Source organism: Achromobacter sp. 1012554356, from assembly GCF_059760815.1.
In genome coordinates this window covers 29,528-48,902 of sequence record NZ_JCBANC010000034.1, presented here as the reverse complement: position 1 = coordinate 48,902, position 19,375 = coordinate 29,528, and the positions used below count along the sequence as shown (strand labels likewise).

General features: G+C 67.1%; 18 protein-coding genes and 1 riboswitch. Of the genes, 14 read left to right on the top strand and 4 right to left on the bottom strand.

Translation table 11 applies throughout. The features are described from left to right. Nucleotides 1–74: 74 nt before the first annotated feature. Complete coding sequence (locus AC6LJW_RS17980) at nucleotides 75–1,079, top strand: Lrp/AsnC family transcriptional regulator (protein ID WP_056571248.1); 1,005 nt, start codon at nucleotides 75–77, stop codon at nucleotides 1,077–1,079. Nucleotides 1,080–1,098: 19 nt separating this feature from the next. Here the strand turns inward: AC6LJW_RS17980 and AC6LJW_RS17975 are convergent, their stop codons facing one another. Genes AC6LJW_RS17975 through AC6LJW_RS17965 form a run of 3 tightly spaced genes read right to left on the bottom strand, consistent with a single transcriptional unit; the run spans nucleotide 1,099 to nucleotide 5,684 of the window. Further along, on the bottom strand, nucleotides 1,099–3,588 hold the full coding sequence (locus tag AC6LJW_RS17975) for a branched-chain amino acid ABC transporter ATP-binding protein/permease (RefSeq protein ID WP_498087900.1): 2,490 nt from the start codon (nucleotides 3,586–3,588) through the stop codon (nucleotides 1,099–1,101). Next, nucleotides 3,588–4,466, bottom strand: a complete 879-nt coding sequence (locus AC6LJW_RS17970) for a branched-chain amino acid ABC transporter permease (protein WP_056571252.1) — start codon at nucleotides 4,464–4,466, stop codon at nucleotides 3,588–3,590. The genes AC6LJW_RS17975 and AC6LJW_RS17970 overlap by 1 nt, the downstream gene beginning before the upstream one ends. Before the next feature lie 27 nt (nucleotides 4,467–4,493). Further along, nucleotides 4,494–5,684 carry an ABC transporter substrate-binding protein gene (locus AC6LJW_RS17965; RefSeq protein WP_056571254.1) on the bottom strand — a complete coding sequence of 397 codons (1,191 nt, stop codon included), beginning with the start codon at nucleotides 5,682–5,684 and terminating at the stop codon, nucleotides 4,494–4,496. A 230-nt stretch (nucleotides 5,685–5,914) separates the two neighbouring features. Between AC6LJW_RS17965 and AC6LJW_RS17960 the strand changes: the two genes are divergently transcribed. The 3 genes from AC6LJW_RS17960 to AC6LJW_RS17950 are packed head-to-tail and all read left to right on the top strand — an operon-like array spanning nucleotide 5,915 to nucleotide 8,374. Continuing rightward, the gene (locus AC6LJW_RS17960; protein WP_498087899.1) at nucleotides 5,915–6,871 is read left to right on the top strand and encodes a polysaccharide deacetylase family protein; all 957 of its coding nucleotides are present in this window, start codon (nucleotides 5,915–5,917) and stop codon (nucleotides 6,869–6,871) included. 59 nt (nucleotides 6,872–6,930) lie between these two features. Then, complete coding sequence (locus AC6LJW_RS17955; RefSeq protein ID WP_056571259.1) at nucleotides 6,931–7,740, top strand: GntR family transcriptional regulator; 810 nt, start codon at nucleotides 6,931–6,933, stop codon at nucleotides 7,738–7,740. A 1-nt stretch (nucleotide 7,741) separates the two neighbouring features. Further along, on the top strand, nucleotides 7,742–8,374 hold the full coding sequence (locus tag AC6LJW_RS17950) for a flavin reductase family protein (protein ID WP_056571261.1): 633 nt from the start codon (nucleotides 7,742–7,744) through the stop codon (nucleotides 8,372–8,374). A 4-nt stretch (nucleotides 8,375–8,378) separates the two neighbouring features. Here the strand turns inward: AC6LJW_RS17950 and AC6LJW_RS17945 are convergent, their stop codons facing one another. Next, complete coding sequence (locus tag AC6LJW_RS17945) at nucleotides 8,379–9,302, bottom strand: LysR family transcriptional regulator (protein ID WP_056571263.1); 924 nt, start codon at nucleotides 9,300–9,302, stop codon at nucleotides 8,379–8,381. A 124-nt stretch (nucleotides 9,303–9,426) separates the two neighbouring features. On the opposite strand from AC6LJW_RS17945, the gene AC6LJW_RS17940 reads away from it, so the two are divergent. The 10 genes from AC6LJW_RS17940 to AC6LJW_RS17895 all read left to right on the top strand — a co-directional run bounded on the left by AC6LJW_RS17940 (nucleotide 9,427) and on the right by AC6LJW_RS17895 (nucleotide 19,368). Further along, complete coding sequence (locus AC6LJW_RS17940; protein WP_056571265.1) at nucleotides 9,427–10,407, top strand: tripartite tricarboxylate transporter substrate binding protein; 981 nt, start codon at nucleotides 9,427–9,429, stop codon at nucleotides 10,405–10,407. Between the two features lie 122 nt (nucleotides 10,408–10,529). After that, nucleotides 10,530–11,951 (top strand): 3-isopropylmalate dehydratase large subunit, encoded by a 1,422-nt coding sequence (gene leuC / locus AC6LJW_RS17935; protein ID WP_498087898.1) that lies wholly within the window; start codon nucleotides 10,530–10,532, stop codon nucleotides 11,949–11,951. Further along, on the top strand, nucleotides 11,948–12,613 hold the full coding sequence (leuD, locus tag AC6LJW_RS17930) for a 3-isopropylmalate dehydratase small subunit (protein WP_427987370.1): 666 nt from the start codon (nucleotides 11,948–11,950) through the stop codon (nucleotides 12,611–12,613). Before leuC ends, leuD begins: the two co-directional genes overlap by 4 nt. 5 nt (nucleotides 12,614–12,618) lie before the next feature. Then, on the top strand, nucleotides 12,619–13,506 hold the full coding sequence (locus tag AC6LJW_RS17925; RefSeq protein ID WP_498087897.1) for an alpha/beta fold hydrolase: 888 nt from the start codon (nucleotides 12,619–12,621) through the stop codon (nucleotides 13,504–13,506). Nucleotides 13,507–13,596: 90 nt separating this feature from the next. Then, a complete protein-coding gene (locus AC6LJW_RS17920; RefSeq protein WP_056571272.1) occupies nucleotides 13,597–13,833 on the top strand; it encodes a DUF1289 domain-containing protein in 237 nt (78 codons plus the stop codon). Nucleotides 13,834–13,924: 91 nt separating this feature from the next. Further along, nucleotides 13,925–14,971, top strand: coding sequence for a glycosyltransferase family 4 protein (locus AC6LJW_RS17915; RefSeq protein WP_498087896.1), 1,047 nt, complete (start codon nucleotides 13,925–13,927; stop codon nucleotides 14,969–14,971). Nucleotides 14,972–15,032: 61 nt separating this feature from the next. Continuing rightward, a riboswitch (S-adenosyl-L-homocysteine riboswitch) is annotated at nucleotides 15,033–15,167 on the top strand. Between the two features lie 100 nt (nucleotides 15,168–15,267). Beyond that, nucleotides 15,268–16,686, top strand: coding sequence for an adenosylhomocysteinase (ahcY, locus tag AC6LJW_RS17910; RefSeq protein WP_498087895.1), 1,419 nt, complete (start codon nucleotides 15,268–15,270; stop codon nucleotides 16,684–16,686). Nucleotides 16,687–16,809: 123 nt separating this feature from the next. Continuing rightward, nucleotides 16,810–17,145, top strand: a complete 336-nt coding sequence (locus tag AC6LJW_RS17905) for a phage holin family protein (protein ID WP_056327402.1) — start codon at nucleotides 16,810–16,812, stop codon at nucleotides 17,143–17,145. A 143-nt stretch (nucleotides 17,146–17,288) separates the two neighbouring features. Then, complete coding sequence (metF, locus tag AC6LJW_RS17900) at nucleotides 17,289–18,131, top strand: methylenetetrahydrofolate reductase [NAD(P)H] (RefSeq protein WP_498087894.1); 843 nt, start codon at nucleotides 17,289–17,291, stop codon at nucleotides 18,129–18,131. Nucleotides 18,132–18,453: 322 nt separating this feature from the next. Further along, complete coding sequence (locus AC6LJW_RS17895) at nucleotides 18,454–19,368, top strand: DUF4123 domain-containing protein (RefSeq protein WP_498087893.1); 915 nt, start codon at nucleotides 18,454–18,456, stop codon at nucleotides 19,366–19,368. The last annotated feature ends 7 nt before the right edge of the window (nucleotides 19,369–19,375 follow it).

Sequence of the window (19,375 nt, the reverse complement as noted above, 5' to 3'; positions counted from 1 at the left end):
CAAATTGTGTTTTGTTTTTTGGTCAAATAGACCAATAAATTTTGTGTTTTTATCAATGCGCGAACGTTAGATTAATGAATATGGTCACGTCAAGTAAGGGTAATTCCCTAATCGCCGCGTTGGACGACACGGATCTCGCGTGCCTCGTCGCGCTGCAGGCGCAGCCTCGCGCGTCCTGGCGCGAGCTGGGCGCGGCGACCGGCATCGCCGAGAGAACTGTCGCGCGGCGCATCAAGCGCCTGATGGACGCGGACGCGCTGCGCGTCATCGCGGAACCGGATCCGCTGGCCACCGGCCGCGGCGTGGTGCTGCACGCCTGGGTGCGCTGCCGGTCGGGCCGGGTGCCGGACGTGGCCGACCAACTTGCGCGGCTGGACATCAGCCAGCTCGTCGTGACGCTGGCCGGTTCCGCCGACCTGATGGCCGAGCTGACCCTGGCCGACGCGGCCGACATGCCGGACGTGGTGACCCACGTCCTGCCGTCCATCGACGGGGTGGAACACGTGGAGGCGCGCCTGGTGTTGCGGCCGTTCCGGCGCGCGGGCCAGTGGCGGATCCAGCCGGAGTCTGGTGGCGACGCGGACGCGCCGCTGCTGTCGCCACCGGCGGCGCTGACCGACCCCGAGCAGCGCATGGTGTCGCACCTGATGCGCGATGGCCGCGCCAGTCTGGCGGAATTGGCCGAACGATCCGGCGTCAGCGAACCGACCGCGAATCGCCTGCTGCAGAATCTGGTGGAGCGCCGCGCGCTGAGCTTTCGCGTGGAAGTCGAGCCGGCGCTGGTCGGCTTTCCGGTGGAAGCGGTGATTTCGGTGCAGGTACGCCCGCAAACGGTGGACGCGCTGGCCGCGCATCTGGCGTTGGACCCCAACACCCGCTGCCTGTTCGGCACCAGTGGCGCCTCGCAGCTCTTCTGGCACGTGCTGTGCCGCGACAGCCTGCATCTGTGGGACGTGGTGACGCGGCGGCTGGGCGAGCTGGACGGCGTGCTGAACAGCGAGGTCGGCGTGGTGATGCGCGCGCACAAGCGTTGCGGCATTGTGCGCGCGGGTGCGCGGCTGGGGACGGACGCCGCGTGATGGCGTCGCTACCCGCCCGTTAAGCCCCCAGGTAAGCGCGCGCCAGCGCACCGTCCTTCGCGATGTCTTCCGCGGCGCCGTGCGCGGCGACCCGGCCGGATTCCAGCACGTACGCGCGGTCGGCCAGCGACAGCGCCAGCGCCGCCATCTGGTCCACCAGCAGGATGGTCATCGACTCCTTGCGCAGCTGGTCCAGTGCGTCGAACAGCTCGTCGATGATCTTGGGCGCCAGGCCCAGCGAGGGCTCGTCCAGCAGCAGGATCACGGGCTTGGCCATCAGGCCGCGCGCGATCGCCAGCATCTGCTGTTCGCCGCCCGACAATAGCCCCGCGCGCTGGTGCAGCCGTTCGCGCAACCGCGGAAAGCGCGTCAGCATTTCCTCGACGCGCGCCTCGCGGTCCTGCGGATGCAGGAAGGCGCCCAGGCGGATGTTGTCCAGCACGCTCAGCCCCGGAAACACCTGACGGCCTTCGGGCACCAGCACCAGGCCGCGCGCCACGATGCGATCGGCGGGGAGATTGTGCAGCTCCTGCCCCTGCAGGTGCATGCCGCCCTGCGCTGGCCGGTGCAGCCCGGCCAGCGTGCGCATCAGCGTGGACTTGCCCGCGCCGTTTGCGCCCAGCAGCGCCACCATTTCGCCTTGCCTGACCTGCAGGTCGATGCCGTGCAGCACGGGATTGGCGCCATAGCCGGTCGTCAGGTTGCCCACGCCCAGCACCTCGGGCGGCAGCGCCTCGCCCGCCGGCCTGCGCCGCGTGGCCGGCGCCCGGCGTGCGGCCTCGTCGCCCAGATAAGCCTGCCGCACTTCCGGCGATTGCTGGATCTCGGCGACGCTACCCTGCGCCAGCTCGCGTCCGGCGTCGATCGCCACGATGTGGTCGGACACGCCCATCACCAGCGTCATGTCGTGCTCGACCAGCAGCACGCCGGCGCCCGCGTCGGCAATGCGCCTCAGCAGCCCGGCAAGCCGCGTCTTGTCTTCGCGCGACAGCCCGGCTGCGGGCTCGTCCATCAACAGCACGTCGGCGTCCGTGGCCAGCGCGCGCGCAATCTCCACCAGCCGCCGGTCCACGTGCGGCAGGTCGGCCGCGGGAATGTCGAGCGCGCCTTCGTAGCCGCAGAACGCCAGCAGGGCGCGCGCACGTTCGCGCACATCGGGCGCCAGGTAACGGCGCGACGCCAGCAGCCCTCCCAGGCGACCGCGCAGCATGCCGAGTGCGACGTTGTCCTCGACGCTCAACGTGTCAAAGAGCTGCGAGGTCTGGTAGGTGCGCGCAATGCCGCTGCGCGCCACGCGATGCGCGGGCAGCGCGGCGAGCGGCGCATCGCCCAGCGCGACGCGGCCATCGGTGGGCTGGTAGTAGCCGCTCAGCATGTTGATGACGGTGGACTTGCCCGCGCCGTTGGGGCCGATCAGTGCGGTCACCGCGCCGGGCGGCACGGTGAAGGACACCGCCTGCACGGCACGCACGCCGCCGAAGGTCATGGTGAGGGTGTCGGCATGCAGGGTGCGTCGCGTCCGCGCACTGGCCGGCAGGGCGCCGGGGCGCGGCGCAAGACCCTGCGTCTGCGCGCGCCACCGCCAGCGTGCCAAGAGCCCGGCGGCGCCCTCGGGCGCGGCCCACAGCACCACCAGCAGAAAGGCGCCGAAGAACAGCAGGCGGTACTCCTCCAGGCTGGACAGCACTTCCGGCAGCAGGCCCACCACCACCGCGCCCAGCAGCGGACCGGCCAGCGATCCCGCGCCGCCGATCGTCACGGCCAGCACGAACAGGATGGATTGCATGAAGTTGAAGTTGTGCGGCGTGATCATGCCCGTCAGCGGCGCGTACAGCCCGCCCGCCAGACCGACCACGGCAGCGGACACCATGAAGGCCGCCGCCTTGACCGCGAGCGGATTGATGCCGATGGATTCGCTGGCCGTCTCGCTGTCCTTGACCGCGCGCATGGCGGCGCCCCAGGTGCCGCGCGACAGCAGCGCATAACCGCCCAGCGCCGCGAATACGGCCACGATGGCCAGCATCGCCACGCCGCGGTCTCCGCCCAGGCTGCCGATGGCGGGCTGCACGATCCCCATCAGGCCGTTCTGCCCGCCCGTGACCGAGCCGCCTTCAATCAGCGCGTGTTCCACGATAAAGCCGAACGCGATGGTGATCATCGCCAGATAAGGGCCTTTCACGCGCAGCGCCGGCACGGCCAGCAGCAGGCCGAACGCGCCGCACACCAGCGCGGCCGCCGGCCACGCCAGCCAGAAGCTCCACCCGGCCTGGCCGGTCAGGATCGCAACCGTGTAGGCGCCGATGGCGTAAAAGCCCGCGTGGCCGAACGACATCTGGCCCGTCAGGCCCAGCAGCACATTCAGGCCGATGCCGGCCAGCGCCAGCAGCGCCACATTGCCCAGAACGAAGACGTAGTAGCCGTTGACGGTGGCGGCAAGCATCAGGGCCACCGCCGCCAGCAGGGCATATAGCGCCGGCGGCAGCCAGCGCATGGGGGATTGCTTGTTCATCAGACCTTCCTCACATCGGCGCGCCCGAACAGGCCATTGGGCAGCACGGCCAACATGACGATCACCAGCGTGAAGCTGATGATCTGCGTATACCCGGAACCCAGCGCCACGGTGATCAGCGCTTCGACCACGCCAAACAGCAGGCCCGCGATCATCACGCCCCACGCGCTGGTGATGCCGCCCAGGATGGCGACCACGTAGGCCTTCAAGCCGAACAGCGTGCCCATGTCCGCCTGCACGTTAAAGAGCGGCGCAACCAACGCGCCGGCCACGCCCGCGAACAGCGTGGACACCGCGAAGGCGGCCATGATCGCGCGGCGCACGGGGATGCCCATCAGCCGCGCGGCGTTCGGGTTCTGCACCACGGCCAGCAGCGCCACGCCCCAGCGCGTGCGGCGCGACAATGTGTGCAGCGCGGCCGCCAGCGCCAGTCCCACCACGGGTATCAGCAGTTGCAGCGGATAGATGCCCAGGCCCAGCCCGCCGATCTCCAGCGGCGACTGCGCCAGCGGAGAGGGCAGGCTGCGCGGCTCCTTGCCGAACGTGAACATGACCACGTTGTCCAGCACGATGCCCAGTGCCACCGTGGACATGAGCCAGGCGTTGGAACCGCGGCTGGCAAATGGCCGCACCGCCAGCCGCTCCACGACCAGGCCGTAAAGCGCGCATAGCGCCAGCGCAAACAGCAGCGCCACGGCGAGCGGCCAGCCCAGCGTCTGAGCGAACGTGTAGGTCAGCACGGCGCCCAGCATCATGGAACTGCCCTGGGCGAAGTTCACCGTGCCGGACACGGCATAGGTCAGGTAAAAGCCCAGGGCCATCAGCCCGTACATGCTTCCCAGCCCCAGGCCGCTGACGATGGCGGACATCAACAACATGCGCGTCTCCCGCGGCGTCTGGCCGCTTTACTGCACGCCCTTGACGGGCAGGATGCGGTTGTCGATGAACTGCGTCCACACGTAGTCGTCCTCGCGCAGCGCGTCGTGCGAAGCCGGCGTGAAGGGCTGCTCATACGTCTTGATCAGGCCCTCGTATTTGCCGATCTTGTAGAAGCCTTGGCGCACCGCGTCGCCGTCGGTGGAGCCGGCCTGCGCGATGGCCAGCGCGGCAAGCTGCATGCCGTCGTACGCGTTGGCCACGCCCACGGCCGGCGTGATGTCCTGCGGTCCCTTGATGTCGGAATACTTGGTCTTGAGCGCCTGCATCACCTTGTCGCCCACCGGCCCCTGCTTGCCGAAGAAGCTGTACGTCTGCACGAAGTGCACGTTCTTGGCGTTGGGACCGGCCAGTTCCGTGAAGCGGCCGCCGGCCGGACCCCAGTGCGACACGATCGGCACCTTCCAGCCCATGCGGTCCAGCGACTTCACCACCTGCGCCGACGGGCCCACGTTGCCGACCAGGAACAGCGTGTCGGCGCCCGCGGCCTTCAGGCGGCTCAACTGCGGCACGATGTCCAGGTCATTGGGCTGGAATTTCTCGATGCCGGCCGGCGTGATCTTGGCAGTCGCCAGCGCGGCGTTCAGGCCTTTTTCGTTGGACTCGCCCCAGGGGTTGTTCACCAGGATCATGCCGGGCTTGGCGCTCTGGAACGTCTTTTGCGCGTACTGGACCATCGCGCTGTCCACGATCTCGTCCATCGCCGACACGCGGAAGACGAAGTTGGGATTGCCCTTGTTCTGCGTGATGGCGGTGCCCGCGGCCCATGGGCCCATGAACGGCACCTTCTCCTGGTTCACGATCGGCACGATGGCCATGGACACGGGCGTGTCCAGCCCGCCGAACAGCACGGCAACCTTTTCCTTGAAGATCAGCTCGCGCGCCGCGGCCATGCCCTTGGCGGGATTGCCTTCGTCGTCGCGCCGCACCAGCACGACCTGGCGGCCGTCCAACAGGCCGCCGCGCGCGTTGATCTCGTCGATGGCGACAGTGATGCCGCGCGTCAGCGCTTCACCCGCGCGCGCCGACTCCCCGGACAACGCGGTGATCAGGCCGATCTTGATCGGGTCCGCTGCCAGCGCCGGCTGCGAGACGAGGCCCGCGGCGAAAAGGGCGGCGGCGGCCGCGTGGCGCATGAAGGAACGACGGGTCGGGGTCATCGGGACACTCCTGAAAAAGTGGAATGAATCTTGCATGGGGTTAAGTGCTGCTTCGTTTCCTTATGCAAGATCCATGCCACCTGATCCGCGCCCACTGCCACTTGCCGTCTCCGCCCAGCCGCTGCGGGGCGCGGCGGCAACAGACCGGATATGTATGCACCGGTCTACAGATTTTGTCGCCAAAACTTCCGCGATTTTGTTCACAATCATGCTTCAGGATTTGCACCAAAATGAATCCATCCTCGCTTCCAAGCACTAAACCGGGGCGTGACGGCGACGCCGCCTGGACGCCGCAACCCCTGGCCTGCCACGGCCGGTTCCCGTACCGCCCCATCGCCGGCAGGGCCGACTATTCATGGCCGAACGGCGCGCGCCTGGCCGTGTACCTGGGCTTCAACATCGAGCACTTTGCGTTCGGAGAAGGACTAGGCGCGGAACTTGGCCCGGCGTCGCCGCATCCGGATGTGCTGAACTACGCCTGGCGCGAATACGGCAACCGCGTGGGCGCGTGGCGCTGCCTGGAGCTCTTTGACGAGCTGCGCCTGCCGGCCGGCGTACTGATCAACACTGCGCTCTACGAGCATTGCCCCGATCTGGTGGATGCCTTCCTGGCGCGCGGCGACGAGCTCATCGGACACGGCTACAGCAACGCGCACCGGCAGGGAGGCCTGCCCGAAGCCGAGGAACGCGCGCTGCTGGCGCACTGTCGCGATCGCATCCTGCAGCATGCAGGCAGCGAGCCGGCGGGGTGGCTGTCGCCGTGGATCTCGGAAAGCCACGCCACGCCCGACCTGCTGGCCGAGGCCGGCTACTGCTACACGTTGAATTGGTGCCACGACGACCAGCCCATGCGCATGCGCACCCGCGCGGGCGACCTGTGGGCGATTCCCTACCCGCAGGAGCTCAACGACATTCCGATGATCATGGGCCGCAAGATGGACGCGCGCGATTTTGCCGATATGATCCTTGACCAGTACGAGGAGATGCGCGCGCAGGCGGTGCGCCAGCCGCTGGTCATGGGCATTGCGCTACATCCCTACATCGTCGGCCAGCCGTACCGGTTGCGTCACCTGCGGCGCGCGCTGGCGCCGCTGGCCGCCGCCCGCGACCGCGGCGAGATCTGGTTCACCACGCCGGGCGAGATCTGCCGCCATGTGGACGGCCTGCCGCCGGGTGTGATCGATTAAGGGTCCGTCAGAACGACCCGCCCACGTCATGTTGTTTTTCTTGTTGAACCGAGCTCCACATGTCCACCCAAAGCGCCGCCAAGTCCCGCAATCCCGCCACCGTCCGGTCCAAGTCCGCCAAGCCCGCCGCTTCCCGGACGCGCAGGTCCGCGGCGGCGGCTGATGTCATGCCCGAGGCCGGATCGCCGTCCGCTACCCCCGACGCCGACATGGAACGCCGCATCTGCGAGGCGGTCTACGAAAGCGTGATGAGCCAGCGCCTCACGCCGGGCACCAAGCTGCCCGAGGCAGCGATCTGCGATCTGTTCGGCGTGTCGCGGTCGGTGGCGCGCAAGGCGTTGCAGCGGCTGGCGCACGAGCACGTCGTGGACCTGCACCACAACCGCGGGGCGGTAGTGGCCGAACCCACGCCGGAAGACACGCGCCAGATATTCCAGGCGCGCCGCGCGCTGGAGGCCGCGCTGCTCCCGCTGGCGGCGGCCCGCGCCACGCGCGCCGATTACGCTTCGCTGCGCCGGCAACTGCGCGACGAACATGCGCTGCTGCATCGCGCCGGGCAGCCGGCCTGGGCGCGGCAGGCAAGCGCGTTTCACGTGCGGCTGGGCGAACTGTCCGGCAACACCATCCTGCATGGCTACCTGGCCGAACTGGTGTCGCGCTGCTCGCTCATCGTGGCGCTGTACGAGCCGCCCGGCAATGCCGCTTGCGAACACGGCGAGCACGTGCTGATCGTGGACATGATGGAGCGCGGCGACGTGGCCGAAGCCGTGCGGACCAACGACAACCACCTTGCGGACCTGGAGCGGCGCATCAGCCTGGAGCGCCCGCAGCCCGCGCAAACCCTTGCCCAGATGCTGGGACTGGCCTGACATGGAAATCGACTTCGACGCTATCACCGAATATCAGCGCTACAAGCTGATGGCCAGCCTGATCGTGCCCCGTCCGATCGCGCTGATCACCACGCTGTCCGAGACAGGCGTGGTCAACGCCGCGCCGTTCAGCATGTTCAACATGCTGGGCGAGGATCCGCCCATCGTGATGGTCAGCATCAACCGCCTGGAAGACGGCGGGCTGAAGGACACCGCGGTCAACATCAAGCGCGACCGCGAGTTCGTCGTGCACCTGACCGACGAGGCCATGGCCGAAAAGATGCACCGCTGCGGCGACCGCCTGCCGGCCGATGTCAGCGAGCTGGCGCACGCGGGCCTGGATGCCGCGCCCAGCCACCGCGTCGCGCCGCCGCGCATCGTGCAGGCGCCCGTCGCGTTTGAATGCACGCTATTCGAAACCATGGAAACCGCCAGCCGCCAGATCTTCATCGGCCAGGTGCGCTGGCTGCATGCGCGCGACGGCTTGATCGACACGGAAACCTGGCGCGTGCGCCTGCAGGATTACTTTCCGGTGGGCCGGTTTGGCGCCAGCTTCTACGTGCGGACGCGCGACCGCTACGCCATCGGCGCGGAAAAGAACGCGCCGGCCAGCACGCCCATCGACGAGATCTGAAGCCTCACCACACGGCGGCGTCCGAGCCGGGCGCCCGCAGGCGGCGCGCGAAGCGGCGCGACAGGAAGTCCACGAACGCCAGCGTCTTGGCCGGCAGGTTCAGCCGTTCGGGGTACAGCGCGTGGATATCCGCGGGCGGCGTGCGCCAATCGGTCAACACTTCGCGCAGGCGGCCCGCGCGCAGGTGCGCCGCGGTTTCCCATTCGGACCGCATCACGATGCCGTGGCCGTCCAGCGCCCATTCCAGCGCGCTCTGGCCATCATTTGAACTGACCGGGCCGCGCACCTTCACGGTCTCCGCGCGCGCCCCGGATTCCAGCCGCCAGGTGCCGTAGGCCACGTCGTTCTCGCGCACCACGATGCAGCGGTGGCGCTGCAGGTCGCTGGGCGCGCGCGGCTCGCCATGAATCTCCAGATAGCGCGGCGACGCGCAGAGCAGGCGCCGGTTCGAGGCGATTCTGCGCGCCGTGAGCCGCGCGTCGGGCAGGTCGCCAAAGCGCACCGCCACGTCGACGCCTTCCTCGATCAGATTGAGCGGCCTGTCGGTCAGGCGCATCTGCACTTCCACGTCGGGATACTGGCGGCAGAAGTCCGAGACGGCGGGCACGATGTGGGCGCGTCCGAAGCCGAACGTGGCGTTCAGGCGCAGGAGCCCCTGCGGCTGGGCGCGGGCGCTGGACACGGAGCGTTCCAGCGCCTGCAGGTCGGCCAGGATGCGCGTGCCCTCGGCCAGGTACAGCTCGCCTTCCTGCGTGACGCTGACGCGGCGCGTGGTGCGGTTCAAGAGCCGCACGCCCAGGCGCTGCTCTAGCTTGGCCAGCCGGGTGCTGACCGCGGGCGGCGTCAGCCCCAGTTCCCGCGCCGTGGCCGACAGGTTGCCGTGCTTGACCACAAGCGAAAAGAAGGCGAGATCGGAGAGCGCGTCCATGGCTATTTATAAATTGGATTTAACAAAGATTTATAAATCCAGCGAATTATAAGAACGAAACCGGCCTATACACTGGGTTCACCGATACAGAGCCGCGCCACGCGGCCACACGAGGAGACCCGAAATGAAGATAGCCAGATTGGCCGGCGCATTGTGCGCGGCCGTTGCCGCATCCTGTTGGGCCCATGCGGCCGGGGCCAGCAACGCCTTCCCCGAACGCGCGGTGACGCTGATCGTGCCGTTCGCGCCGGGCGGCAGCGTGGACATCGCGGCCCGCCTGATCTCCGACGCCTGGGCGAAGGAATTGGGGCAGAGCGTCATCGTGGAAAACCGCGCCGGCGCGTCCGGCAACATCGGCATGACGGCCGTGGCGCGTGCCGAGCCCAACGGCTACACGCTCGGCATCAACACCATGTCGCTCGCGATCAATCCGGCGCTCTTCAAGACCATGCCGTTCGATACCGCGAAGGACCTGCGTTCGGTGGGCACGGTGGGGACGTCGCAGCATGTGCTGACGGTCACCAACAGTTTGCCCGTGGCGTCGGTCAGCGAGCTGCTCACGTATGTGCGCGCCCGTCCCGCCAACGACCTGAGCTTTGGCTCGGCCGGCACCGGCAGCACGTTCCACATGGCGGCAGAGCTGTTCAAGTCCGTGTCCAAGACGCAGATCATGCACGTCCCGTACAAGGGCGGCGGCCCCGCGATGCTGGACACGATCAGCGGGCAGGTGCAGATGAGCTTTCCCGTGCTGTCCGCGGCCAAGCCGCAGGTTGACGGCAAGAAGCTGCGCGCGCTCGGGGTGACCGGCACGACGCGCTCGCCGCTCTTGCCCGACGTGCCGACGATTGCCGAGTCGGGCCTGCCGGGCTACGAATTCAACACCTGGTTCGTCATCAGCGCGCCGGCAGGCACGCCGCAGCCGGTGATCGACACGCTGAACGCGAAGCTGGCGCAGGCGCTGAAGTCGGCCGCGCTGACGCAACGCATGCAGAGAGAAGGGTTTGAACCCCTGATCACCGCGCCGGACAAGACCGACGCCATGGTGGCCACCGAGATGACGCGCTGGTCCGGCATCGTCAAGGAAGCCGGGATCCAGGCGAACTGATCGGCGGCCAAGCGCGCAAAGGCTGCACGCAAAAGCCGCACGCAAAGGCCGCGAGCAACTCCGGCCCGCAATACCCGCCCGCGCGCGCCGCGGGCGCCTCTTTCAAGCAAGGAAGCCCTGACATGCCCGGCATGACGCTATACGACAAACTGGTGGCCAGCCATGAGGTGGCCCGGATCGACGCCGAGCACGTGCTGCTCTACGTCGACCTGCACATCATGAACGAATACACCAGCCCGCAGGCCTTCAGCGGCCTGGCCGCGCGGGGCCGCGACGTGCTGCGCCCGGGTCAGCAGATGGCGGTGGTGGACCACATCATCCCCACGCATCCCGTGCCGTCCGCGCTGCGCGTGATTGCGGACGACGCCTCGTCGCGCCAGGCGCTGAACCTGAAGCGCAATTGCGATACGCAGCACATCGCGCTCTTTGATACCACCGATCCGCTGCAGGGCATCGAGCACGTCATCGCGCCGGAGCACGGCATGATCCTGCCCGGCATGGTGGTGCTGTGCGGCGACAGCCACACCACCACGTACGGCGCGCTGGGCGCCTTGGGTTTTGGCATCGGCACCAGCGAAGTCGAACACATTCTGGCGACGCAGACGCTGGTGTACCGCGTGGCGCGCAACATGCGGATCCGCATCGGCGGTGCGCTGCCGGCGCACGTGTCGGCCAAGGATCTGGTGATCTACCTCGTGCATCGCATTGGCGCGCAGGGCGCGCGCGGCCATGCCGTGGAGTTCTGCGGCGAGGCGGTGGCCGCGCTGTCGGCCGAAGCGCGCATGACCCTGTGCAACATGACGGTCGAAGCCGGCGCGCGCGCCGCGCTGATCGCGCCGGACGCTGTCACCGACGCGTACGTCACGGCGCACGCGCCGCAACTGCGCGGCGCGTTGCTGGACGAAGCGCGCGCGTGGTGGGCTACGCTGCGTTCGGACGACGACGCGCGCTTCGATGTGGAACACGCGTTCGACGCGAGCCCCATCGCGCCCTTCGTGACGTGGGGCACCAGCCCCGATCAGGCGATGCCCGTCGATGGCGCGGTGCCGGATCCGCGGGACGAACCGGACGCGCTGGCCCGGCTGGCGCTGGAAAAGGCCATGGACTATATCGGTCTGGCGGCGGGCGCGCCCATCGCGGGGGTGCCGATCGACCGCGTGTTCATCGGCTCCTGTACCAACGGCCGCATCGAAGACCTGCGCGTCGTGGCGGATCTGGCGCGCGGCAAGCAGGTGGCCGCGGGGGTGCGTGCGATGGTGGTGCCCGGTTCCGGCGCGGTGCGCGCGCAGGCCGAAGCCGAAGGGCTGGCCGCCGACCTGATCGCGGCGGGCTTTGAATGGCGCCAGCCCGGCTGCTCGATGTGCCTGGCCATGAACGATGACGTGCTGCGCCCCGGCGAACGCTGTGCGTCCACCACGAACCGTAATTTCGAGGGACGCCAGGGGCGGGCAGGGCGCACGCACCTGATGAGTCCCGCGATGGCCGCAGCGGCCGCGCTGGCGGGCCGTATCGTCGATGTGCGCACCTGGGGAGACGCCAAATGAATGTCATGACCGAAGGCGTGGCCGCGCCGCTGCCGTACTCCAATCTGGACACCGACCAGATCATGCCCAAGCAGTTCTTGCGCATCATCGACAAGGCCGGGCTGGACAAGGGCCTGCTGTACGACCTGCGCTTTGATGAAGCGGGCGCGCCGCGGCCGGACTGTGTGCTGAACCAGCCCGCCTACGCGGGCGCCAGCATCCTGGTGGCCGGTCCCAATTTTGGCTGCGGCTCCAGCCGCGAGCACGCCGTCTGGGGACTGCAGCAGTTCGGCATCCGGGCGGTCATCGCGTCCAGCTTCGGCGAGATCTTCTACTTCAACGCGCTCAATAATGGCCTCTTGCTGGTGACGTTGCCGCCCGCCGAGGTCGACGCCTTGCTCGCGAAGGTGTCCAATACGGCGGCAGCCGGCGCAAACCGCGTCGGCATCGACGTGATGGCCGGGCAGGTGCGCGCGGCCGACGGCTGGATCGCACACTTTGAACTGCCGGCGCGGCATCGCAGCATGTTCGCGCAAGGGCAGGACATGGTGGGCGCGACGCTGCAGCAACTGCCCGAGGTGGAGCGATTTGAAGCACGCCATTGGGCCCGCTTTCCGTGGATGAAGGATGTGGCGCGGCAGGTGCGCGACCGGCTGGACGCGCATGACAACGAAAGGAGATGACGCAGATGACCGCCTTTTTCGACCTGCCGGTGCGGCGCTTTCCGGCCAACGGCGTGGAGATCGCCGCCCGCATCGACGGCTCGGGTCCGCCCCTGCTGCTGTTGCACGGGCATCCGCAGACCCACGCCATCTGGCACCGCGTCTGGCCCGAACTGACGCGCTATCGCACCTGCGTGGCCGCCGATCTGCGCGGTTACGGCGACAGCAGCAAGCCGGCCGCCAGCGCCGATCACGCCGCGCATTCCAAGCGCACCATGGCGGCGGACATGGTGGCGCTGATGCGCGGACTGGGCCACGACCGTTTCGAGATCCTGGCGCATGACCGCGGCGCGCGTGTCGCACATCGCCTTGCGCTGGACCATCCCGACACCGTGAGCCGGATGCTGCTGCTGGATATCGCGCCCACGCTGGATATGTACGAAGGCACGACGCGCGCCTTCGCGCAGGCCTATTTCCACTGGTTCTGGCTGATCCAGCCGGCGCCCGTGCCGGAAACGATGATCGAGCACGATCCCATTTTCTATCTGCGATCCGTGATGGGCGGGCGGCCGGGCGGACTGGCGCATTTTTCGGCCGAGGCCATGGCCGAGTACGAACGCGCCGCGCGCCAACCCGGCTGGGCGACCGGCCTTTGCGAGGACTACCGCGCGTCCGCGACGATCGACCTGGACCACGACAAGGCCGGCCGCGCTGCTGGCGAGCGCCTGCGCATGCCGGTGCGCGCGATGTGGGGCGAACGCGGCGCCGTGGGCCGCAACTTCGACGTGCTGGCCCTGTGGCGCGCGGTGGCTGACGACGTGACCGGCGGCCCGCTGCCCGGCGCGCACTATCTGGCCGAGGAAACGCCAGACGCGGTGCTGGGCGAAGCAGGCGCATTCTTCGGCTGGCGTTGAACAACCGGGCGGCGCCCGCTGTCAATCAAGCCTCGGCAGGCGATAGGGCTATCCAAAAAGGGACACACCCCTGGTGTTAACCTTCGGCCCATGAATCGTTACTTCGCCGATCTTTCCGAATTGCCCGACGCCGAGGACGCCCAGCGCGCCTTCAAGGCGTCGGATTCACCCTGCGTGGCGGTGTGTTCCACGCTGTTCGACGACATCTGCCGCGGGTGCGGGCGCACGGCCATGGAAGTTGCCAACTGGGTGTTCATGTCGGAAGCCGAAAAGCGCGAAGTCTGGATCCGCATCAAGTCGCAAGGGTATCCGCGGCGCAACAACTGACGCCGCTGCGCACTGACGCGCTTGCGTCCCCGTCTTGGGCTTGTCACATGGCGCAGGCTGAATAGCGCCATTGCCCACTTCCGGCTCCATCATGCGCATCGTCCTGGTCACGGATGCCTGGCATCCGCAAGTCAACGGCGTCGTCCGCACCTGGTCGACCATGCGGCAGATCCTCAGCGACTGGGGCCACGAGCTGATCGTGGTCAGTCCCGAGGGCAGCCGAACCATTCCCGCGCCCTCCGAACCCGATCTGCGGCTGTGCCTGCAACCCGGCCGGCAATTGCGCCGCATCCTGGGCGACACCATCCCCCACGCGCTGCACATCGCCACGGAAGGCCCGCTGGGCCTGGCTGCCCGGCGCATGGCGCTGCGGCGGGGCTGGCGCTTCACCACTTCGTTCCACACGATGTTTCCGGATTACCTGGAGGCGCGCATGGGCATCCCCGCGGCGCTGCCGTGGCGCTACCTGCGCTGGTTCCACCGGCCGTCGCAATGCGTGCTGGTGCCCACGCCCACAGTGCGCGACATCCTGGTGCGGCGCGGCCTGGCGAATCTGCGCGTGTGGTCGCGCGGGGTCGATCCGCGCAAGTTCCAGCCCTCGGCCAGCCAGGCGTTCCATGATCTGCCCCGGCCCGTCTGGCTGAGCGTGGGCCGCGTGGCCAAGGAAAAGAACCTGGATGCCTTCCTGTCCCTGGATTTGCCGGGCAGCAAGGTCGTGGTGGGCGCGGGACCCGATGAGGCCCGCCTGAAAAAGCGCTTCCCGGACGCGATCTTCCTGGGCATGCAACAGGACGGCGCGCTGCCCGGCTTTTACGCGGCCGCCGACGTGTTCGTGTTTCCCAGCCTGACCGATACCTTCGGGCTGGTGATGCTCGAGGCCATGGCCTGCGGAACCCCGGTGGCCGCCTTTCGCAGCGAGGCGCCGCTTGCCGTGGTGCAGGAAGGCGTGACGGGCCGGCTGGACGACGACCTGAAGCGGGCCTGCCTGGCCGCGCTGCCGCTGCACCGCGACGAGGTGCGGGCGCAGGCGCTGACCCGCAGCTGGGATTCGGTTGCGTCGGATCTGCTGGACGCACTGGTGCCGCTGACACAGGGCGATTCGCGCGGGGCGGCCAACGATTGGGCGACCACAAGCTGATACAGACGCGCCGCCCGGATTTGCTAGCCGTCTGGCGCGCCAACCTTGTACAATGCCCGGCAATCCTGAGGAGCGTTGCGACGACCCTGCGGTCCCCCATGTGTCTTACCCATGCGGACCCCGGCTCGCCAGGCTCAGGAATCCTTGTTCAAGCGCCGCGCCCCGCGCGTCGCTACAGCAACGGCGCTCACCTTTGTCGCGTATGGCGGGAAAGGCGAGCACTCGACTGTCGTGGTGTATTCGCGTTGTCCGGCCATCTCGTGCGCCGTTCGTCATTTACGTGGAGCCTACACACCATGAACGCTGTGACTGATAAATCCTTATCCGACTACCTCGTCGCCGACATGTCGCTGGCCGGCTGGGGCCGCCGCGAACTCGCCATCGCCGAAACCGAAATGCCCGGCCTGATGGCCATCCGCGAGGAATTCGCCGCGTCGCAGCCGCTCAAGGGCGCGCGCATCGCCGGCAGCCTGCACATGACCATCCAGACCGGCGTGCTGATCGAAACGCTGGTGGCCCTGGGCGCCGAAGTGCGCTGGGCCTCGTGCAACATCTTCTCCACGCAAGACCACGCCGCAGCCGCCATCGCCGCGTCGGGCACGCCGGTCTTCGCCGTCAAGGGTGAGACGCTGGAAGAGTATTGGCAGTACACCCACAAGATCTTCGAATGGCCCAATGGCCAGAACGCCAACATGATCCTCGACGACGGCGGCGACGCCACGTTGATGCTGCACCTGGGCACCAAGGCTGAAAAGGACCTCTCGGTCCTGGCCAACCCGGGCAGCGACGAAGAGCGCATCCTGTTCGCCGCCATCAAGGAAACCCTGAAGCGCGATCCCAAGTGGTACTCGACCCGCCTGGCGCTGATCAAGGGCGTGACCGAAGAAACCACCACCGGCGTCCATCGCCTGTACCAGATGTCGCAAAAGGGCGAGCTGGCCTTTGCCGCCATCAACGTCAACGACTCGGTCACCAAGTCCAAGTTCGACAACCTGTACGGCTGCCGCGAATCGCTGGTTGACGGCATCAAGCGTGCCACCGACGTCATGGTCGCCGGCAAGATCGCGGTTGTGGCCGGCTACGGCGACGTAGGCAAGGGTTGCGCCCAGGCGCTGGTCGCGCTGCGCGCGCAAGTGTGGGTCACCGAAATCGACCCGATCTGCGCCCTGCAAGCCGCCATGGAAGGCTTCAAGGTCGTGACGATGGAAGAAGCCGCCGCCCACGGCGACATCTTCGTAACCGCCACCGGCAACTACCAGGTCATCACGCGCGACCACATGAACGCGATGAAGGATCAGGCCATCGTCTGCAACATCGGCCACTTCGACAACGAAATCGATGTCGCCGGTCTGGCCGATTGCAAGTGGGAAGAGATCAAGCCGCAAGTCGACCACGTCATCTTCCCGGACGGCAAGCGCATCATCCTGCTGGCTCAGGGCCGTCTCGTGAACCTGGGCTGCGCCACCGGCCACCCCTCGTTCGTGATGTCGTCCTCGTTCGCCAACCAGACGATCGCCCAGATCGAACTGTTCACGCGCAACGAAGCCTACAAGTCCGGCGAAGTCTACGTGCTGCCCAAGCACCTGGACGAGAAGGTCGCCCGCCTGCACCTGAAGAAGCTGGGCGTCAAGCTCACGACGCTGCGTCAGGACCAGGCCGACTACATCAGCGTGCCGGTCGAAGGCCCCTACAAGCCCAACCACTATCGCTATTGATGGATGTAGCACAATAGGAAAATTCCGCGCCATGTCGGCGCGGGTTTTCCGGTCTGCGGGTCACGCCCGTCGCCGCCCGGCGCCGACGGGTCCGCGGAGCGTCAATACAGGAGTTCGAACATGGTGACACTGATACTCGTCTGGATCCTGAACGCAGTGGCCTTGCTGGCCGTTGCCTACCTGCTGCCCGGCATCACGGTGGCCAGTTTCGGCTCGGCGCTTATCGCCGCACTGGTGCTGGGCTTGGTGAACATGCTGGTCAAGCCGGTCCTGGTGCTGCTGACGCTGCCCATCACGATCGTTACCCTCGGGCTCTTCCTCATCGTCATCAACGCCTTGTTGTTCTGGTTCGTGGGCTCCGTGCTCAAGGGTTTCCAGGTCAACGGGTTCTGGTGGGCCGTGGGCGGCGCCATCCTGTACAGCATCATCTCCGGTCTGCTGACCAAGCTGATCCCGTAGAGAAAGCCCCCCCGACGGTAGAGTCCCCCCGAGCGCTGCGCGCTTCCCCCAGGGGCGTGCCTGCGGACCGGCGGAGCCCGGATCCGCGGCACCTCGCGGGGTCACTCCGGCCGAATGCGGCGCTTAGCCATAAAAAGATTGATATGTCCGAATCGAACTCTCCTGCTTTTAGTCTGGAATTCTTTCCTCCCCGCGACCTGGCCGGCCAGGAGCGGCTGGTGCGCGCGGCCAAGCAGATGCTGGCCATCCAGCCCAAGTACGTCAGCGTGACGTTCGGCGCGGGCGGTTCCACGCGCGCCGGCACGGCCGACGCGGTGCGTACGCTGCGCAATCTGGGCTGCGATGCGGCGCCTCACTTGTCTTGCGTGGGCGCGTCGCGGCAGGATCTGCGGGACATCCTGCAGGCCTACAAGAGCGAAGGCGTGCGGCGCGTGGTGGCCCTGCGCGGCGACCTGCCGTCCGGCATGGGCGGCGACGCGGGCGAGCTGCGCTACGCCAACGAACTGGTGTCGTTCATCCGCGAGGAGACCGGCGACTGGTTCCACATCGAAGTGGCCGCCTATCCCGAGATGCACCCCCAGGCCGCCAATCCCTCGGCCGACCTGGACCATTTCGTGACCAAGGTGAAGGCCGGCGCCGATGCCGCCATCACGCAGTATTTCTTCAATGCCGACGCCTATTTCGACTTCGTCGACCGGGCCCGCGCCAAGGGCGTGAACGTGCCGATCGTGCCGGGCATCATGCCCATCACGAACCACACGCAGCTCCTGCGGTTCTCGGAAATGTGCGGGGCTGAAGTCCCGCGCTGGATCCGCCTGCGCCTGGCCGAGTTCGGCGACGACAAGGCCTCCATCCGCGCCTTCGGCGTGGACGTCGTGACCGAGCTGTGCCAGACCCTGCTGGACAACGGCGCGCCGGGCGTGCACTTCTACACGCTGAACAGTTCCGAAGCGCCGCTGGCGATCTGGAAGGAATTGACGGTGTAAGCGGTCGGCGGCGCGGCTGCAGGCTTGCCGCCCGCCGCCATGGCAAAAGGCCGGCGGTTCCGGCGGCCATACTAGGACGGTCAGCCCGATCCCCACGAAGCGATATGCCGAGTGGGGATTTTTCTTTTTGGGAGCCCGCCACTAGCAACCTCGCTAATGGTCGGCAATTTTTTAGCCGGTTCCCGCCTTCTGACAAATCAGCCCCCCTTTGCCGAGCTTTCGAACTATTCATATGTCCATGGCGAAGGTCCCGCCTTAGATTGAACGACTTTTCGTTCAATTGACGAGTGACACGCACATGGCGGGCGCAGCGACAGATTTGATGGACGAGGCGTCCCAGTGGACACGTCGCGTAGTAAAAGCGTTGCCATGCCCCGACTGGGCGACGCTTGAACAGGAAACCCGCCCCTGGATTCTTCTGGACGGCGCGCACAGCGACACGCTCGAGAACGACCTTCTGCAAATCAGGCGTGGATTCGAGTATCGCTGGGTCTGGCGCGATACGCCTCGGGAATATCGAAATCCAGGCTATCGCCATGGCCCCCTGCTAGTTCCGCTCGACGAGGCATTATTCACCCACGCCGTCGAACATTGGCTCCGCCAGCAAGCAGGAATCATCTTGGTGGCTCCCGACGATATCCACCTCCTCGTCGCCCACCTCCAACAGTTGCACCAATTGACGGGTACAGACGGATTTCCGCTCAGGTTCAGCCTTAATGGCGCGCGGGCGCTCGAAGAGTTCTGCGAAGGCTTGACGGCGCAGTCCCTGTCCAGGCTGTTCGGCCCCATCCAACGCTTCATCTGGTATGCGGGCGACGAGCGTCAGGGCGAGTGGTTGGGTGCCGGCTCTTCCGTACAGGGACAAGCCGCGCCTGCGCTGGACGAGCCCATCGCCCTGACGAAAGCCGACGAGATTTCACTCGATCAGGCCAGCCTCGCGTGGTTCGTGCGCGACTGCGTGCGCAGTATTCGCCCACAAACGCCGGCGTACGACGACCCCAAGAATGAAACGGCCTTGTGGCGGCGCACCGACCTGTTCGTTCGCGAGGCCGCGGATCAGCTTGCGCTCACCTTGGAACGCGACGTTCGGCATTACGTCGATCTGCGGTTTCGGTACTCGCAAGATTATTTCGCGAAGGATGGCGTGCTTCGCAAAATTCTGATCGAACGGCACATTCCGGGAAAGCAGCGCTTGGTGGACGCCGAAGCACGACTCTCGGCGCTCGCGACGCGGTAAAGGAAAC

Excerpts from the sequence above, each read along its gene's own strand:
- AC6LJW_RS17945 (WP_056571263.1), bottom strand. The coding sequence starts at position 9,302 with ATGGACGCGCTCTCCGATCTCGCCTTCTTTTCGCTTGTGGTCAAGCAC.
- AC6LJW_RS17950 (WP_056571261.1), top strand. The coding sequence starts at position 7,742 with ATGGAAATCGACTTCGACGCTATCACCGAATATCAGCGCTACAAGCTG.
- leuC (WP_498087898.1), top strand. The coding sequence starts at position 10,530 with ATGCCCGGCATGACGCTATACGACAAACTGGTGGCCAGCCATGAGGTG.
- ahcY (WP_498087895.1), top strand. The coding sequence starts at position 15,268 with ATGAACGCTGTGACTGATAAATCCTTATCCGACTACCTCGTCGCCGAC.
- AC6LJW_RS17955 (WP_056571259.1), top strand. The coding sequence starts at position 6,931 with ATGTCCACCCAAAGCGCCGCCAAGTCCCGCAATCCCGCCACCGTCCGG.
- AC6LJW_RS17920 (WP_056571272.1), top strand. The coding sequence starts at position 13,597 with ATGAATCGTTACTTCGCCGATCTTTCCGAATTGCCCGACGCCGAGGAC.
- metF (WP_498087894.1), top strand. The coding sequence starts at position 17,289 with ATGTCCGAATCGAACTCTCCTGCTTTTAGTCTGGAATTCTTTCCTCCC.
- AC6LJW_RS17970 (WP_056571252.1), bottom strand. The coding sequence starts at position 4,466 with ATGTTGTTGATGTCCGCCATCGTCAGCGGCCTGGGGCTGGGAAGCATG.
- AC6LJW_RS17895 (WP_498087893.1), top strand. The coding sequence starts at position 18,454 with ATGGACGAGGCGTCCCAGTGGACACGTCGCGTAGTAAAAGCGTTGCCA.
- leuD (WP_427987370.1), top strand. The coding sequence starts at position 11,948 with ATGAATGTCATGACCGAAGGCGTGGCCGCGCCGCTGCCGTACTCCAAT.
- AC6LJW_RS17965 (WP_056571254.1), bottom strand. The coding sequence starts at position 5,684 with ATGACCCCGACCCGTCGTTCCTTCATGCGCCACGCGGCCGCCGCCGCC.
- AC6LJW_RS17980 (WP_056571248.1), top strand. The coding sequence starts at position 75 with ATGAATATGGTCACGTCAAGTAAGGGTAATTCCCTAATCGCCGCGTTG.
- AC6LJW_RS17925 (WP_498087897.1), top strand. The coding sequence starts at position 12,619 with ATGACCGCCTTTTTCGACCTGCCGGTGCGGCGCTTTCCGGCCAACGGC.
- AC6LJW_RS17975 (WP_498087900.1), bottom strand. The coding sequence starts at position 3,588 with ATGAACAAGCAATCCCCCATGCGCTGGCTGCCGCCGGCGCTATATGCC.
- AC6LJW_RS17940 (WP_056571265.1), top strand. The coding sequence starts at position 9,427 with ATGAAGATAGCCAGATTGGCCGGCGCATTGTGCGCGGCCGTTGCCGCA.
- AC6LJW_RS17960 (WP_498087899.1), top strand. The coding sequence starts at position 5,915 with ATGAATCCATCCTCGCTTCCAAGCACTAAACCGGGGCGTGACGGCGAC.
- AC6LJW_RS17915 (WP_498087896.1), top strand. The coding sequence starts at position 13,925 with ATGCGCATCGTCCTGGTCACGGATGCCTGGCATCCGCAAGTCAACGGC.